Annotated in this window: 11 protein-coding genes; 9 read left to right on the forward strand and 2 right to left on the reverse strand. The window is 42.4% G+C overall.

Translation table 11 applies throughout. The annotated features are described in order from the left end of the window. The first annotated feature begins 20 nt into the window (after nucleotides 1–20). The 8 genes from nuoG to nuoN all read left to right on the forward strand — a co-directional run bounded on the left by nuoG (nucleotide 21) and on the right by nuoN (nucleotide 10119). The gene (gene nuoG, locus VHE99_06785) at nucleotides 21–2402 is read left to right on the forward strand and encodes an NADH-quinone oxidoreductase subunit NuoG (protein ID HVV68718.1); all 2382 of its coding nucleotides are present in this window, start codon (nucleotides 21–23) and stop codon (nucleotides 2400–2402) included. Between the two features lie 96 nt (nucleotides 2403–2498). Continuing rightward, complete coding sequence (nuoH, locus tag VHE99_06790; protein ID HVV68719.1) at nucleotides 2499–3524, forward strand: NADH-quinone oxidoreductase subunit NuoH; 1026 nt, start codon at nucleotides 2499–2501, stop codon at nucleotides 3522–3524. Between the two features lie 23 nt (nucleotides 3525–3547). After that, nucleotides 3548–4036: an NADH-quinone oxidoreductase subunit NuoI gene (nuoI, locus tag VHE99_06795; protein HVV68720.1), complete on the forward strand. Its 489-nt coding sequence runs from the start codon at nucleotides 3548–3550 to the stop codon at nucleotides 4034–4036. A 27-nt stretch (nucleotides 4037–4063) separates the two neighbouring features. Next, nucleotides 4064–4654, forward strand: coding sequence for an NADH-quinone oxidoreductase subunit J (locus VHE99_06800; protein HVV68721.1), 591 nt, complete (start codon nucleotides 4064–4066; stop codon nucleotides 4652–4654). Nucleotides 4655–4671: 17 nt separating this feature from the next. Continuing rightward, a complete protein-coding gene (gene nuoK / locus VHE99_06805; protein ID HVV68722.1) occupies nucleotides 4672–4977 on the forward strand; it encodes an NADH-quinone oxidoreductase subunit NuoK in 306 nt (101 codons plus the stop codon). 5 nt (nucleotides 4978–4982) lie between these two features. Further along, nucleotides 4983–6953 (forward strand): NADH-quinone oxidoreductase subunit L, encoded by a 1971-nt coding sequence (gene nuoL / locus VHE99_06810; protein ID HVV68723.1) that lies wholly within the window; start codon nucleotides 4983–4985, stop codon nucleotides 6951–6953. Nucleotides 6954–7142: 189 nt separating this feature from the next. Then, nucleotides 7143–8663, forward strand: coding sequence for an NADH-quinone oxidoreductase subunit M (locus tag VHE99_06815; GenBank protein HVV68724.1), 1521 nt, complete (start codon nucleotides 7143–7145; stop codon nucleotides 8661–8663). A gap of 4 nt (nucleotides 8664–8667) precedes the next feature. Beyond that, the gene (gene nuoN / locus VHE99_06820) at nucleotides 8668–10119 is read left to right on the forward strand and encodes an NADH-quinone oxidoreductase subunit NuoN (protein ID HVV68725.1); all 1452 of its coding nucleotides are present in this window, start codon (nucleotides 8668–8670) and stop codon (nucleotides 10117–10119) included. Here the strand turns inward: nuoN and VHE99_06825 are convergent. Then, nucleotides 10116–10469: a hypothetical protein gene (locus tag VHE99_06825; GenBank protein ID HVV68726.1), complete on the reverse strand. Its 354-nt coding sequence runs from the start codon at nucleotides 10467–10469 to the stop codon at nucleotides 10116–10118. The genes nuoN and VHE99_06825 overlap by 4 nt on opposite strands. A 103-nt stretch (nucleotides 10470–10572) precedes the next feature. Between VHE99_06825 and VHE99_06830 the strand changes: the two genes are divergently transcribed. Beyond that, entirely contained in the window at nucleotides 10573–12393 is a 1821-nt protein-coding gene (locus tag VHE99_06830) for a monovalent cation:proton antiporter-2 (CPA2) family protein (protein ID HVV68727.1), read from the forward strand. A 96-nt stretch (nucleotides 12394–12489) separates the two neighbouring features. Here VHE99_06830 and VHE99_06835 read toward each other — a convergent pair whose 3' ends face one another. Further along, nucleotides 12490–14457 carry an ankyrin repeat domain-containing protein gene (locus VHE99_06835; protein HVV68728.1) on the reverse strand — a complete coding sequence of 656 codons (1968 nt, stop codon included), beginning with the start codon at nucleotides 14455–14457 and terminating at the stop codon, nucleotides 12490–12492. Nucleotides 14458–14494 lie beyond the last annotated feature (37 nt).

Raw genomic sequence — 14494 nt, forward strand, 5'->3', positions numbered from 1 at the left:
CAAACTTTAGAATATTCATCATGATAGAAATTGAAATAGACGGCAAAAAATTACAGGTTGAACCTGGGACTATGATTATCCAGGCGGCCGATAACGCGGGTATTTATATTCCGCGGTTTTGTTATCACAAAAAACTATCCATTGCTGCCAATTGCCGAATGTGTTTGGTAGAAGTCGAAAAGGCTCCCAAAACCCTGCCTGCCTGCGCAACCCCCGTCACACCAGGAATGAAAGTATTTACCCAGTCTGAAAAAACCATTGCTTCCCAAAAAGCCGTCATGGAATTTTTGTTGATTAACCATCCATTGGATTGTCCTATCTGCGATCAGGGTGGGGAATGTGAACTTCAGGATTTGACGATGGGTTATGGAAAAGGTATTTCCCGTTATAATCAAGGTAAGCGCTCGGTCAAAGATAAAAATTTAGGGCCGTTGATTTCTTCTGAAATGACACGTTGTATCCAGTGCACACGTTGCGTGCGTTTTGGTGAAGAAATAGCCGGTCTGCGTGAGTTAGGGGCAACTGGTCGTGGTGAACAAATGGAAATTGGCACTTATGTGCAACACGCAATTCGCTCCGAATTATCCGGTAATATCATTGATATTTGTCCAGTGGGTGCTCTGACATCCAAGCCGTTTCGTTTTACGGCACGTGCTTGGGAAATGCGCCAACATGCAGCGATTGCCCCCCATGATTGCTTGGGTTCCAATATATTTATTCATACCCGCGGTGAAGAATATTCAGATGTTCGCCATGTGATGCGTGTTGTGCCGCGTGAAAATGAACTGATTAATGAGACCTGGCTTTCTGATCGTGATCGTTTTAGTTATGAAGCCGTGAATAGTCCTTTGCGTGTGACCAAACCGTTGGTTAAATACCAAGGTCAATGGCGAGAAGTGGATTGGGAGACCGCGCTCAATGCAGCAGTTACCCGCTTGCGGGCAGTGATACAAACGAGTGGCCCTGAAAATATGGGTGCTTTAATTTCACCTAGTGCCACAGTAGAAGAAGGTTATTTATTACAAAAACTCCTACGTAAAGTGGATTGTCATAATATTGACCATCGAATTCGCCAAGCCGATTTTCAAAAACAAGAACAGCTGCCACATTATCCAACTTTTCCGCTAGCTGATTTAGAAACCCTGGATAGCATTTTGTTAGTGGGCAGTGATATACGCTTTGAACAACCGTTGGCAAATCATCGGTTGCGTAAGGCTAATAAAAACGGTGCAACGGTTTTGTGTGTCAATCCAGTAGATTACGATTCCAATCTAGTCATTAGCACAAAATTATTGGCAGGTGGTGAACATTTTATTTTGGCATTAGCCGGCATATTAAAAGCATTGCTTACGCAAAGTGATCAAATAGTACCCAGTAAAATTGCATCAGCGTTGCAATCCATTGATCCAAACACGGAAGAGCAGTCAATTGCCGCGCAATTACTGAAAGGCCAGAAATCTGCTATTTTATTAGGCGCTTACGCCATTAATCATCCACAGGCTTCATTAGTACATGAACTTGCACTTTGTATTGCTAAGCTTTGCCAGGGTCATTTTGTTAGCTTGACGGAAGGAGCTAATAGTGCAGGTGTTGCGTTAGCTGGCGCAGTACCCCATTACACAGAAGCTGGCCAGAAGGTCGCGACGCCAGGGTTGAATGCGAAACAGATGTTAGAGCAGGGCTTGCAAGCTTACTTATTATTAGGCTTAGAGCCTGAATTAGATTGTGCTTATGCCGCTTTCGCATACAATGCCTTGGCTAAGGCTGATTCAGTGATTGTGCTTTCTGCATTTCGCAGCCAAGCAATGGAAAATTATGCTGATGTTATTTTACCGATAGCAACTTTTGCAGAATCTTCAGGAACTTATGTCAACCTAGAAGGCAAATGGCAGTCTATGTCGGCTGCGACTCTGCCGATGGGTGAAGCGCGTCCAGCTTGGAAGGTAGTGCGAGTATTGGCAAACTTGTTGGGATTATCGGGGTTTGATTATGTTACTTCTGAACAAGTACGGGATGAGTTAAAACTGCAAATGGAAAGACAGGTGCATATCCCAGATGAGGCTTGGCCTGATTTACAACTTCCTGGGTCTAGGATTTCAGGATTACAGCGTATTGGCCAATGGCCTATGTATCGAGTAGACAGTTTAGTGCGCCATGCGAAGTCTTTGCAGGCGACTATTTTGGATGATGTGGCGGTGATACGGGTTAATTCCAAATTGGCTAAAGAGCTGCAGTTATTGGAAGGAGTGAGGGTGACGGCAATTCAAAAAGACAGTCGCGTATCTTTGCCCTTGGTGATTGATGATCGTATTGCGGATGGTATGGTGTCTATTCCGGCAGGTATAGATGCTTGCGCTGGGTTTGGTGAGGCATTGGGTGAGGTTGAATTGTCGGCAAAGTAGTAATTAGCATCTCTGGTACGAAAAATGACTGTCATTCCCGCGTAGGCGGGAATGACAGTCTTTTTAGCATTAATTTTCCATAATACGAGGCCAAATGTGCTGGAAGGTTTAATATATCTAATTTGGGTATTAATAAAAATTATTGTTCTGGTCCTGATTTTAGTGACTATGGTTGCCTACCTCACGCTCGCAGAGCGTAAAGTCATCGGTTATATGCAGTGTCGTTATGGACCAAATCGTCTGGGGTTGGGTGGATTTTTACAACCTATTGCCGATGCCATTAAACTGATTTCTAAGGAAATTATTGTTCCTACATCTTCTAACCACTATTTATTTGTGATTGCGCCGGTGTTAACGATGGCGCCGGCATTGGCTGCCTGGGCGGTTATTCCCTTCAGTCCTGGCATCGTAGAAGCGAATATTAATGCGGGTATATTGTTTTTATTTGCCATGACTTCACTCGGAGTCTATGGGGTGTTAGTGGCTGGTTGGGCTTCAAATTCTAAGTATTCTTTGTTTGGCGCTTTGCGTGCTTCTGCTCAGACAATTTCCTATGAAATTGCCATGGGTTTTGCGTTAGTTGGGGTGTTGTTGGCCGCTGGAAGTATGAATTTACAAGAAATTGTATTGCATCAGTCTGGGGGAATATGGCATTGGTATTGGTTACCTTTGTTGCCATTGTTTGTTGCCTACTGGGTTTCAGCTTTAGCTGAAACTAACCGCGCACCATTTGACGTGGCTGAAGGTGAATCTGAAATTGTTGCTGGTTTTCATGTGGAATATTCTGGCATGGGTTTTGGCCTATTTTTCTTGGCTGAATATGCCAATATGATTTTAATCTCAACGATTGCTTCCTTAGTGTTTTTAGGTGGATGGTTGTCACCATTTGAGGGGATACCTTGGCTTGGGTCGCTGCTAGCTTTTGTGCCAGGATTTTTCTGGTTATTACTGAAGATTTGCTTTTTCTTGTTTCTGTATTTATGGATACGCGCGACATTTCCACGCTATCGCTACGATCAGATTATGTATCTCGGGTGGAAGGTATTAATTCCAGTGACTTTGGTATGGATTTTAGTTGTGGCTTTTGCAATACAGTTTAAGATAGGACCTTGGTTTAGCTGATATCTTTTTGGGACTTAAACCCTATGAAATACTTTAGAAAAGTGATGAGAAGCTTCCTCTTGCTGGAATTATTTCAGGGGCTTGGAGTGACGGTGCGTTATTTTTTCAAACGAAAAATCACTGTCCAATATCCCGAAGAAGAAACGCCTATTTCACCACGCTTTCGCGGCATGTTGGCCTTACGTCGTTATCCCAATGGTGAGGAACGTTGTATTGCCTGTAAATTATGTGAAGCAGTTTGTCCAGCATTGGCGATTACCATTGAAGCAGAACCTCGAGCCGATGGTTCACGTCGTACGACTAAATATGAAATCGATGCGTTTAAGTGTATCAATTGTGGCTTTTGTGAAGAAGCTTGTCCTGTCGATGCAATTGTATTAACCCAGGAAATGCATTATCACCAAGAAAACCGCGGTGAGAATATTTTAACTAAAGAAAAATTGCTGGCAATTGGTGATCTTTATGAGTCGCAAATTGCGGCGGATCGACAGGAGGATTCTGGCTTTCGGTGATGGATTTTCCTAACCTGAGATTAATTTATGTACGCTAACCTTATCCCTCAATTAACCTTTTATATATTTTCGGCAATACTACTGATATCTGCTGTCATGGTCGTTTTTTCACGGCAACCGGTTAGGGGCGTGCTATTTTTAGTATTGGCTTTTTTTGCAAGCTCGGTGTTATGGATGTTATTAGAAGGTGAGTTTCTGGCATTGGTGTTGATATTTGTGTACGTGGGTGCCGTCATGACATTATTTTTATTTGTGGTCATGATGTTAAATTTAGATACGGCGCCACGCATGCAGGGTTTAGTGCGTTACCTGCCGATTTTTGCTGTGGTCTTGGCGTTATTAGTTTTTTTAATGATTAAAGTCATCAATCCATCGTACTTCCCGGATCAGGTTTATCATGTGGTGAGTCATCCTGCTGATTATAGTAATACTAAACAACTGGGTATGCTGTTATATACGCAATTTGCATATCCATTTGAATTGGCGGCAGTGCTATTGTTAGTGGCTATTATCGCGGCGATCAGTTTGGCATTTCGTGGCCCAAGGCATAGAAAAGCGCAGCGTATAACGCAGCAGTTAGCGGTGAAGCCAGAGGATAGGGTTCGGTTAATAAAATAATCTAGCGTTGGAAAAAAATGATTCCACTTACACATTATCTCATAGTCAGCGCGATCCTGTTTGTGTTAGGTATGGCAGGTATTGTTTTAAATCGCAAAAATTTAATCGTTTTGCTGATGTGTATTGAACTGATATTACTCGCAGTCAATACCAACTTAATTGCATTTTCTCATTATCTAAACGAATCCAGCGGTGAGATTTTCGTGTTTTTTATTTTAACAGTTGCGGCGGCCGAATCTGCTATCGGGCTAGCTTTGCTTGTGCTACTGTATAGAAATCGCGGTGGTATACGAGTCGATGAAATACATTCATTAAAGGGTTGAGAATCGTGCAACAGACAATTCAGACGGTGGTGCTGATCGTTATATTCGTTCCTTTATTGGGGGCAGCCATTGCTGGAATCGGCGGTAAACTCATTGGTCGTTCCGGCGCACATTGGGTGACTATCCTAGGCATTGCGATTGCTTTTTGCGGCGCGCTTTATCTGTTTGGCAAGATGATTGTGCAAGGAATGCCGGCGTACAATACCAGCTTGTATACCTGGGCAATTAGCGGCTCAATACAGCTCAATGTCGGATTTCTGATCGACAGACTGACTGTGGTCATGATGCTGACGGTGACCTTCGTATCCTTGTTGGTACATATTTACAGTATTGGTTATATGGAAGGAGATTCGGGTTATCAGCGTTTTTTCTCCTACATGTCATTGTTCACGTTTTTTATGCTGATGTTGGTCACAGCTAATAATTTCATGTTGTTATTTTTTGGTTGGGAAGGAGTAGGGTTGGTATCTTACTTATTGATCGGTTTTTGGTTTCAGAAAGAATCGGCAGCTTTAGGTAGTTTAAAAGCTTTTATTGTCAATCGGGTAGGGGATTTTGGATTTATTTTAGGCATTGGGGCGATTTTAGCCTATTTTGGATCGTTAGATTATGCTGTAGTTTTTAATAAAGCCTCTTCATTGGCTAATGCGACAATGACTGTATTCCCGCATACCCATTGGTCGGTCATCACCTTAATTTGTGTATTATTATTTATTGGCGCCATGGGTAAATCTGCTCAGATACCCTTACATGTCTGGTTACCTGAATCAATGGAAGGTCCAACGCCGATTTCAGCCTTGATACATGCAGCCACTATGGTGACGGCAGGTGTCTATATGGTGGCGCGTTTATCGCCGTTATATGAATATTCTCAAACTGCCTTGAGCTTGGTATTGATTGTAGGTGCTTCTGGCGCTTTGTTTTTGGGATTGATTGCTTTGGTGCAAAATGATATCAAGCGCGTGATTGCCTATTCAACTATGTCGCAGCTAGGTTATATGATGGCGGCGAATGGTGTTTCCGCATTTTCTGCGGGAATATTTCATTTGATGACGCATGCCTGCTTCAAGGCTTTGTTATTTTTGGCGGCAGGTTCAGTGATAATTGCTCTGCATCATGAACAGGATATGCGAAAAATGGGTGATTTACGTAAACATATGCCCATTACCTATTTAACCTTTTTAATTGGCGCATTGGCTTTAGCGGCTATTCCACCATTTGCCGGTTTCTATTCCAAAGATGCGATTATTGAGGCAGTGCAGTCAGCGAATATTCCAGGTGCTACTTACGCTTATTATTGTTTGTTGTTGGGGGCTTTTGTCACAGCGCTTTATATTTTCCGCGCTTTTTTTATGACCTTCCACTCGGGTGACCGTACTGATGCGAAATTACGTTCACACATTCATGAGTCGCGATCGGTCGTTATTATACCGCTGATTGTTTTGGCGATCCCTTCTATGCTGTTGGGTGTGTTGATGGCTAAGCCTATGTTATATAACACGCAATTGTCATTGTTAGGCGGTAGTATTTTTGTATTACCGCAATATGATTTTTTTGTGCAGGCAGCGGCTGAATTTCAGGGGGTTTTTTATGCAGCAGCGGGTGCGTTTTTGCATTTGCCTTTTTGGTTTGCGCTCCTTGGGGTTGTGTGTGCCTGGATCGCTTATGTACGCTTTCCAGGATTGCCGGGAGTATTACGCAGGAAGTGTCACTGGTTATATTGGATATTGATGAATAAATATGGTTTTGATGCGTTTTATCGTCGGGTGTTTGTGAAAGGCGGTTTGGTGCTGAGTCACTTTTTCTACAATACCGGTGATATGAAGTTAATAGATGGAGTAGCCGTCAATGGCACGGGGCATGAGGTTTCACGAATTTCCAGTTGGGTGCGTCGTTTACAGTCAGGCTATCTTTATCATTACGCGTTTGCCATGATTTTGGGGTTGTTTGTATTTTTGGTGTGGTTGTTAGTTTAGTTATTGTAACTACTACTCACCTGTATAAAAAGCACTGTCATTCCCGCGCCGGCGGGAATCTATCCTGATTTTGGCTCAGTGCCAGAAAAGAAATAGATTCCCGCCGGCGCGGGAATGACAGTGCTTTTTATAGGGTGAGTAATTATAAATTTATTTATCATTTAAAAACATGAATTCTTAGGACACGCAATGTTTGCACATTGGCCATTACTTAGTTTACTCATCTGGGTTCCCGTGCTAGGCGGTATCGCCGTATTGCTGACGGGTGGTGATGCCTCAGCCAATCGTGCGCGTTGGATTGCTTTATTCTTTTCCTTGATTAATGTTGCGCTGTGCACAATTTTGTACCTAAATTTTAATAACCATCAATACACCATGCAGTTTACTGAAACCTATAACTGGATTCCGGCTTATGGCATCCATTATGCGTTGGGGGTAGATGGAATTTCTTTGCCATTGGTGATGCTCACCGTATTTACCACGTTGTTGGTGATTCTCTCTTCCTGGGAAACCGTGCATAAAAAAGTATCGCAATATTTAGCGGCTTTTTTGATTATGCAAGGTATGGTCATTGGCGTGTTTGCGGCATTGGATACGCTGTTATTTTATATTTTCTGGGAAGGTATGTTGATACCTATGTATTTAAGTATCGGTATCTGGGGTAGTGATAATCGTTCTTACGCCGCCATTAAGTTTTTTATGTTTACCTTTTTAGGCTCGGCCTTGATGCTGGTAGCCTTTTTATATTTGCGCATCCAGGTGCGTAGCTTTTATATCCTTGATTTATACGCAGCACCGCTCGGTATGACGGTGCAAATATTTATATTTTTGGCGTTCTTATTGGCCTTTGCGGTAAAAATTCCTATGTGGCCGGTACACACCTGGTTGCCTGATGCACATACGGAAGCACCGGCTGGTGGCTCTGTGGTGTTGGCGGCGTTGATGTTGAAGATGGGTGGCTATGGATTTTTACGTTTCAGTCTGCCGATTGTGCCGGATGCTTGTCGGGCGCTTGAGTGGGTGATGATTATCTTGTCGTTAATTGCCATTGTGTATATTGGTTTTATTGCCTTAGCGCAGACCGATATGAAAAAGCTCATAGCCTATTCATCTGTGGCGCATATGGGCTTTGTCACTTTAGGCTGTTTTATGATTTATGTCATCGTGCAAAAAACCGGTAATTTGCTTGATGCATCGATGAGTTTAGATGGGGCTTTGGTGCAGATGATTTCGCATGCCTTTGGATCAGGCGCTATGTTCTTGAGCTTTGGTATGTTGTATGAACGTTTGCATACGCGTTTGATTTCGCGCTTTGGCGGTATTGCGCGGCCTATGCCGGTGTTCGCGGCATTTTTCATGGTGTTTGCATTGTCCAATGTCGGCTTGCCGGGCACTTCAGGTTTTGTGGGAGAGTTTTTAGTGATTATTAGCAGTTTCCAAGGAAATGTGTGGGTAGCATTATTTGCTGCGCTCACATTGGTCATCGGTGCTGCTTATACTTTATGGATGTATAAAAGAGTGTTTTATGGTCACATTGTCAATGAAGAAGTGGCCATGCTGCAGGACGTCAATCCACTGGAATGCGTGATTTTTATTTTGACCGCCGGTGCGGTGTTTTTTATAGGACTTTATCCGGCGCCGTTATTAGATATTTTTCATGCCTCGGTAGGGCATTTATTAGAAATCAGTATGCGATCGAAGTTGGGGTAAAACAATGGGTGTTAGAATAACGTATTTCGCGCCGGCTTTCGCTGAGATTTTTGTGCTGGGCATGGCGTGTTTGACCTTGCTAGTTTATCTATTTGTTCCTAAGCGCGCCAAAATTGTCACTTATATTTTAGTGCAAGCAACTCTGGTTGTGGCCGCTATCATTACCTTGTTGCAGTTTGGCCAATCTCCGGTAACGACTTTTAATGGCACATTTATTCTCGATAATCTGGCCGTGATGCTGAAGTTGTTTATTTATTTATCGAGTTTCTTTGCTTTTATTTATGCTAGATCATATTTACCTAAGACATCTATGCCTTACGGCGAATATTATTTGCTGGGATTATTCTCGGTTCTGGGTATGATGGTCATCGTTTCCGGCCATAGTTTTATCACGTTGTTTTTAGGCTTGGAACTGTTTTCGTTGCCGGTCTATGCCATGGTAGCCCTGCCGCGTAAATCTGCTATTTGTTCTGAAGCCGCCATTAAATATTTTGTGATTGGTTCACTGGCCTCGGGCATGTTGCTGTATGGTCTTTCTATGTTATACGGTGCTACCCGCAGCTTGGATATTAGTACGGTGGCACAGGCCATCATGCGTACACCGGTGGATCATGAGTTGATCCTGCTATTTGGCATGGTTTTTGTGGTGGTAGGTATTGCATTTAAGCTTGGGGCTGTGCCTTTTCATATGTGGGTACCCGATGTTTATGAAGGTGCGCCGACACCGGTGGTATTATTTCTAGGCACTGGTGCTAAAATTGCTGCGGCAGGGCTGGCTTTTCGTTTATTAAATGACACGTTGTTTGGTTTGGATATGCAATGGCAGCAGTTATTAATTGTGATTGCCGTTTTATCTATGGCTTTAGGTAATCTGGCTGCAATTGTGCAAACCAGCATTAAGCGTATGCTCGGCTATTCGTCGATTGCGCATATGGGCTATATGACATTGGGTTTGTTGACTGCGACACCTGAAGGTTATGGCGCGGCATTATTTTATGTCATTACCTATGCGTTAATGACCTTAGGTGCATTTGGTCTGATTACCATGATGAATAATTCAGGTTATGAAGCCAGCAATATTGATGACCTGCGTGGCTTAAATTCACGTAATCCTTGGTTGGCGCTCATGATGTTGTTCACTATGTTTTCATTGGCGGGTGTGCCGCCGATTGTAGGATTTATGGCGAAAGTAGCCGTTTTGGAAGCCTTAATTGGTGTGCATATGGTATGGCTGGCGGCGATTGCTTTGTTATTTGCGGTAATAGGTGCGTATTATTATATTCGCGTCGTGAAGGTGATGTATTTTGAAAGCCCGCTGGATGAGACGCCGATTAAATATCCCCGAGATACGCAGCTGGCTATTACAGTGAATGGATTGCTACTCCTGGTGCTGGGAGTAGTGCCGGGGTTTTTATTTACCCTTTGCCAAGCTGCGTTTAACTCGAAGTTTTATTAAGGTCTTGGTGCTCGATCTCTAGCAGCTTCTTCTTCAGCGATTTGGGCTCTGCGATTACCAGCATAGGCTTCTACCCCCACAGCACCTGCCATTAAGAGTACTCCGGTTGTGCCTATTATTGCTGCTGCGATATCAGTGCTTCTATTTGTCCCAAGTTCAGGTGTAATATTGGATTGTCGCGTAGCTGCAAATGTTATAGCTATAGTGCCAGCAAACCATAAGGTATTTGCAACAAGCCGGGAATTTTCTACCAGAGCTTGTGAAAAACCTTCCCTAAGATTTTCAATCCCACCTAGAATTTGATTAGCCACTCGTACCCCGAAATCTTCACGTTCACGTTGATTTAGCATAGTTACCTCTGTCTCTTGTATATCATTCAAATAGGCTAACAAACAGAGATTAAGGTAGTATTATTCAAAGGGTTGTCGTCAATTCACGAATTTAACCAAAAATATGGAAAATAACTTCTTATTCAATGTGTTTGTTTTTCTAGCTGCTACCTGCATAGTGGTGCCACTGGCGGGTAGTTTGCGCTTGGGCTCAGTATTAGGCTATTTGGTGGCGGGAGTGTTGATTGGGCCCTTTGGCATGAGCTTAATCAGTAACGGTGAGCATATTTTGCGTTTTGCGCAATTTGGTGTGGTGATGATGTTGTTTATCATCGGGTTGGAACTGGATCCATTTGCATTATGGCGGCTACGTAAATCAATCCTGGGGCTTGGGGGATTACAGTTGGTGGTTACCACGCTGGCGTTTAGCGCGCTTGGTATGGCGCTTGGGTTTGATTGGCATGTTAGTGTCGCTTGTGGGTTGACGTTATCACTTTCTTCCACGGCACTGGTGCTGCAATTGTTGCAGGAAAAAGGTTTGCTGCACACTGCAGCAGGTGAGGCGTCTTTCTCAGTGTTGCTGCTACAAGATATGGCAGTTATTCCGATTTTGATCATTTTTCCATTATTGGCTCCGCAGGGTGTTGCCGTCTCAGCGCAAAATCCTGGTTTTCTTACTGAGCTTCCCGCCTGGGCCCATGCGTTGATGATAGCCGGTGTAGTAGCTATCATCATATTTGGTGGTCGCTATGTTTCGCGGCATATATTACGCTATATTGCTAAAACTAATCTACGTGAATTATTTACAGCCGTTTCTTTGGCATTAGTGGTCGGTATTACGCTATTGATGAATGCGGTGGGTGTATCTCCGGCATTGGGTGCGTTTTTAGCTGGTGTAGTGCTGGCTAAATCGGAGTATCGCCATAGTTTGGAAACAGATATCCAACCGTTTAAAGGTTTATTGTTGGGTTTGTTTTTTATATCTGTTGGCATGGGGATGAATTTTGGTTTGTTGGTGCATAATCCGGTGTATGTACTGACGGCCGTGGTGTTATTGATTGTTGTTAAAGCAGTTATTTTATTTATCTTGGGTAGCTTTTTTAGTCTGAATGGTTCACAGCGTATTTTATTTGGATTGGCATTGGCGCAGGGTGGTGAGTTTGCTTTTGTGCTATTGCAATTTGCTTCTGGCTTACAGATTTTACATTTGGATCAGGCGGCATTTTTAACGTTAGTAGTGGCATTGTCGATGGCAGTTACGCCGTTTTTGATGATTTTCAATGAGCGTTATATCGTGCCAAGGTTTATGAGCAAATTGCCGGTACGTGAATATGATAGGATTCAGGAGAGTGATAATCCGGTCATTATTGCGGGTTATGGGCGTTTTGGGCAAATTATTGGTCGATTTTTGCGGGCACAAGGTGTGGGGTTTACGATTCTAGAAAAAGATCCAGATCAGGTAGAACTGGTGCGGCGTTATGGTAATCGCGGTTATTTCGGCGATGCCAGCCGCATGGATTTGCTAGATAGTGCCGGAGCGCGTAAAGCTAAATTGCTGATAGTTGCAGTAGATAATGCCAATGAGGCTCTGGAAATTGTGCGTTTAACACGTGAAACATTTCCTGGGCTGACTATTTTTGCGCGTGCGCGCAATCGTCGTCATGCGTATGAGTTGCAAAAAGCCGGTGCTGATCTTTTTCGACGCGAGTTGTTTGATTCTTCACTGTGGATGGGTCAGGAGGTGATGAAGTTTCTAGGGCAAAGTGCTGAGGAAACGGCTAATAAGGCACAGCGTTTTATGCAGCATGATGAACAAACATTAAAGACTTCTTTTGAGTTTTTTGAAAATGAGCCGGAGTTAACGGAGTTTGCTAAGCAGGCGACTGATGAATTAGAGCGTATCATGCAAAATGATATAAATGATATAAATGAGGAAAAGAAGTAAATTAGGTATTTCCCCCTTTGCACTCTTTAAATTCCCTCGTAGGCCTCCTTATGAGTCTACGCTCCCTTTTTTCAAAGTGGGTAAGCAACGAGTAGTTTACCCAGGTGCATATTTTTTTTTGCCTTCGCGATCATTGTGTTCTTCTTCTGCTCGGGTGTTGATTTGTGCTAATAAATCTTCACCTTGCGTTATTTTCGCTATTTTTAAATCATGCGCAGGACCGCGGGCATAAACTGGGCTCTTGTTTAGATAACCCGCAATTTCCTGAAGTGTGTTATGTATCATTTGATGCTGACAAAAACTTTCTAACTGTGAGAAATCTTCCAGGCGCGCTATATCAAGTTCTAAATCCTGAGGGTTATCTAAAAACTCCTTAGCTAATTTTATTAATGCTAATTTTGCTACAGCAATTGTCAATGGGGCCCTCTCTTCTTTTGAATCAGTGACTTTAGGCGTGCCGGAAATAGGTTGGCTGTTGGGTGAAAAAAATCTTGCGGCTTTTTGGGGTAAGGCTGGGGATGGTATTGGTTCATCGGATTTATTTTTTACATTGGTTAGTACTTTAATGTCGTGAGAAAAATAATCGTGAAAGAATGTAAAGCTTGTCGGCTGAGTCTTAAGTTTTTTTTCTTGACCACTTGAAAGTGATTTAGCGTCGAGGGAAAAATGATTTTCCAACAGTCTAAGTCCGAGCGGTTGTGTCTTAAGTTCTTGTGCATCTTTGATGAGTGCTAATACTTCAGAGGCAAAACTCTTTTCTACCAAGGTATTGGGACAGCTTTTTAGAATTTCATTCATTAAATATTCTTGACCGACTATTGTACTAATAGCTAGCAGGAAATGTAAATTCGGATGTCTTACAAAATTAATTGCATTGACTACACGGTCAGCTAGAAATTTTTTAATTCTTTCTGTTCCTAATAATGTATCTGATTCTCTTAATGTTGCAAATGCCAAATCAAGTTGTGTACTAGCTTCTTCTGAAAATTTAAATCTGTCTAAAGCTTGTTGCAATTGAGGATAAAAGGTGACCTCCCTCTGCCTTCTTGCCAAGTTTAAAATATTTAATCTAGTTTCTATTATTGCCTCACCTTGCATTTTCGGGTCGTTTAAAGCGGGTAAGCATTCTAAAATGATATCAATTAAAACCTCTGGGAGATTTAAATAATCTAAGATTGAGGTTTTTAGATAGGACAATGCATCTGATGATAACGATTTTAAATAGGATAGATGGGCTATTGTTAAGGGATTTTCATCGCTTAGAGTTTTTAAACTATCAATCCAAGCACCTTGACTGATAAGATACGTAGTAATTGTTTCAAATGTAAGTGATGGGTATATTTCTGGACGTGCGCCTGCCTCTACCAGCAGATGTATAAAAGGCAAAAAATTCCTTAATAAATCATCAATAGGTGATCTAAAAATTAGATCAGTTTTAAATTTAAATGATTTTTGTGCATAGAGTAAGGCGGTTTTTTCGTATTGGGTGAGGTTTAGTTTGGCTCCGGCATAAATCAGTTCATGAAAAGCTGCCTGAACTAGAGGATTGTTAGCTGAACTCAATTGCCAGATATTCTCCAAAAAACTCATGAGTGGGGTTCTTGAAAAATAACTTTCAGATAAATGATTCACCTCAGCTTTGCTGTCAAGCAAATTACGCAATACTTCCAGGTGGTGTGTGTGGAAGCCGCCAATTTCTGCTAGTAGACTCAAGGCAGTACTGCCTTTTTCAGTTTTGGCATTAACATCTGCCTTAGCGTTAAGCAGTGAGCGAGTTACTTCTGGGCTGTTAATTGCATTATGTAATGGTGTTTTGTCATAATTATCTCTGGCTTCAATTTCTGCTTTTGCATCCAGCAGAGCAGCAACTACCTCATGACGGCCATAATAAGCAGCGACATGCAAGGCGGTGCTGTTATGAATATTTATGTCCTTATTTTCTTTTAGCAGTTTTTTTATTGTAGCTAAATCTCCTTGAGCTGCGGCATGCCATAACCACTCTTCTCTGGATCTGAATTTAATTTCGTCATCAATAGATGTAGTTTTTTCTGAGGTTGTTTCCACCTATAAGTACCTATTTTTCGCGCAATGCACCAATGAA

The sequence above is a fragment of the Gammaproteobacteria bacterium genome (genome assembly GCA_035546635.1).
Taxonomy (GTDB): domain Bacteria; phylum Pseudomonadota; class Gammaproteobacteria; order JAURND01; family JAURND01; genus DASZWJ01.

Bases quoted from the DNA above. Each gene is read 5' to 3' on its own strand.
- nuoG (HVV68718.1), top strand. From the start codon at position 21: ATGATAGAAATTGAAATAGACGGCAAAAAATTACAGGTTGAACCTGGG.
- nuoI (HVV68720.1), top strand. From the start codon at position 3,548: ATGAAATACTTTAGAAAAGTGATGAGAAGCTTCCTCTTGCTGGAATTA.
- VHE99_06830 (HVV68727.1), top strand. From the start codon at position 10,573: ATGGAAAATAACTTCTTATTCAATGTGTTTGTTTTTCTAGCTGCTACC.
- VHE99_06800 (HVV68721.1), top strand. From the start codon at position 4,064: ATGTACGCTAACCTTATCCCTCAATTAACCTTTTATATATTTTCGGCA.
- VHE99_06825 (HVV68726.1), bottom strand. From the start codon at position 10,469: ATGCTAAATCAACGTGAACGTGAAGATTTCGGGGTACGAGTGGCTAAT.
- nuoK (HVV68722.1), top strand. From the start codon at position 4,672: ATGATTCCACTTACACATTATCTCATAGTCAGCGCGATCCTGTTTGTG.
- nuoN (HVV68725.1), top strand. From the start codon at position 8,668: ATGGGTGTTAGAATAACGTATTTCGCGCCGGCTTTCGCTGAGATTTTT.
- VHE99_06815 (HVV68724.1), top strand. From the start codon at position 7,143: ATGTTTGCACATTGGCCATTACTTAGTTTACTCATCTGGGTTCCCGTG.